The organism is Bulleidia sp. zg-1013 (genome assembly GCF_019798045.1).
GTDB lineage: Bacteria > Bacillota_I > Bacilli_A > Erysipelotrichales > Erysipelotrichaceae > Bulleidia.
Genome location: NZ_JAGXEX010000023.1, coordinates 1 through 1509, shown reverse-complemented (window position 1 = coordinate 1509; position 1509 = coordinate 1). Strand labels below are relative to the sequence as shown.

2 protein-coding genes are annotated in these 1509 nt (G+C 36.4%); both read right to left on the bottom strand.

Annotated elements, in window-relative coordinates; translation table 11 throughout:
• Window positions 1-521: thioester domain-containing protein (locus tag K7I92_RS07380; RefSeq protein ID WP_220282613.1), on the bottom strand; the 521-nt coding region annotated here is incomplete at its 3' end.
• 243 nt (window positions 522-764) lie between these two features.
• A complete protein-coding gene (locus K7I92_RS07375; protein WP_220282612.1) occupies window positions 765-1466 on the bottom strand; it encodes a hypothetical protein in 702 nt (233 codons plus the stop codon).
• Window positions 1467-1509: the final 43 nt, after the last annotated feature.

The window sequence follows — 1509 nt, the reverse complement described above, 5'->3', positions numbered from 1 at the left end:
AAAATGGCTGCTTTAATCGTTTTAACTTTATCCGTTACTTTATTAGCGTTCGATAAATGACCATATTGCGGATTATTTGGTAAATAATGAACCTCTAACTTCTGATACTCTGAAGATATTGTTTCCCAAATCAATGCTTGTGTGGCGATATAATGAATTGGATCTTTTCTTCCTGAATAACCATAGCCAAAGTAAGAGATCTCAGAAATTTTCTGTTTGGTCGATGCGGATAAGGCTTCATAGTCTTTTAAACTGGAAGTGTTATACACATCAGCACCCAGCTTAATCATTTTCTTTGGCTCTACACAATAAGCGGGTATCCCATTATAGAAATGAAGTCGTTGAGGTACCAGCTTCATTCCATTAGCCAATCCTCCATTTTTAGAATGAAACCAATAACCTGAATAGCCGCCATCTGATACCGTAGCGGCTTGTACGGTGGTCTTGACGGTCCACATGGTTGTAATCATCATCATGGTCGCAAAAATTAAACTGAATAGTTTTTTAAATTTATTTTTCATATTTTTCTCCTTTTTCATCAAAAAAGACGGAAGCTTTCCGTCTTATATATTCTTTATTGTTTATCTCTTTTTCTCTTTTTCCTATGGTGGTACTTTCCATAAGATTCCTTTATCTCTCATAGACTCTCCTTTCTTGGGGGCATTTCACTCCCAGACCTTTCAAATATAAAAAAGACGGAAAAGTCCGCCTTCAAGAAGTAAAAATTCTTTCACTATTTTAGTTGTAAAAAAAGGAACTAGCAACTAATCTTCTCCAACTCTAAATGAGCCATCATTTGTGTATAATACCCAACAACCATCAAAATCTGAATCACCCATTCTAAAACTGGATACATTGCCACTTTGATCTACCCATTCTGAATATTTCGCATAAACTTGATCTGCTGTTAAGCACATTCTTTTATTACAGCTGCCATCACACCCTAATTTATATTTACAAGCCTTTGGTTTTGTTGTGCTATTGGATGGCTTGGTTGCACTAGTGGAGCTTCCTTTAGCACTACTCGTCTTTCCCTTTGAGGAAGTCTTCTTACTGGAAGTTGAATTAGAAGTAGCTGTCTTGGCAGTAGTAGCCTTCTTACTGGAAGTTGAATTAGAAGTAGACTTCTTCGTTTGAACACTTGATTTAGAACTTTTTGCTTTAGTGCTTATGCTATTGTTCTTCTTAGTTGAATTAGTTGAAGTGGATACTTTAGAGACTTCCTCTTTTTTCGTGGAAACTTCCTTTTGAGCCGGAACTGTTTCCTTAGCTTCCACTTTCTTTTCTTCTTGTTTCACTTCTTCCTTTTTCGTTATTTCCGGTTGTGGTTTTGAATTTGAAGTGGTGATGGTCTCCTTTTGTCCATCATTCTTTTCCGCAACAGTTGCACTTTGTTTCGGACCGCAACCATTCAGTAACATGACCGCCACTAAAGCACTCATTCCTAACGCATTTATCTTTTTCATATTAACCTCTCCTCTATCTTATCTCTTTCTTTTTATTTTTACT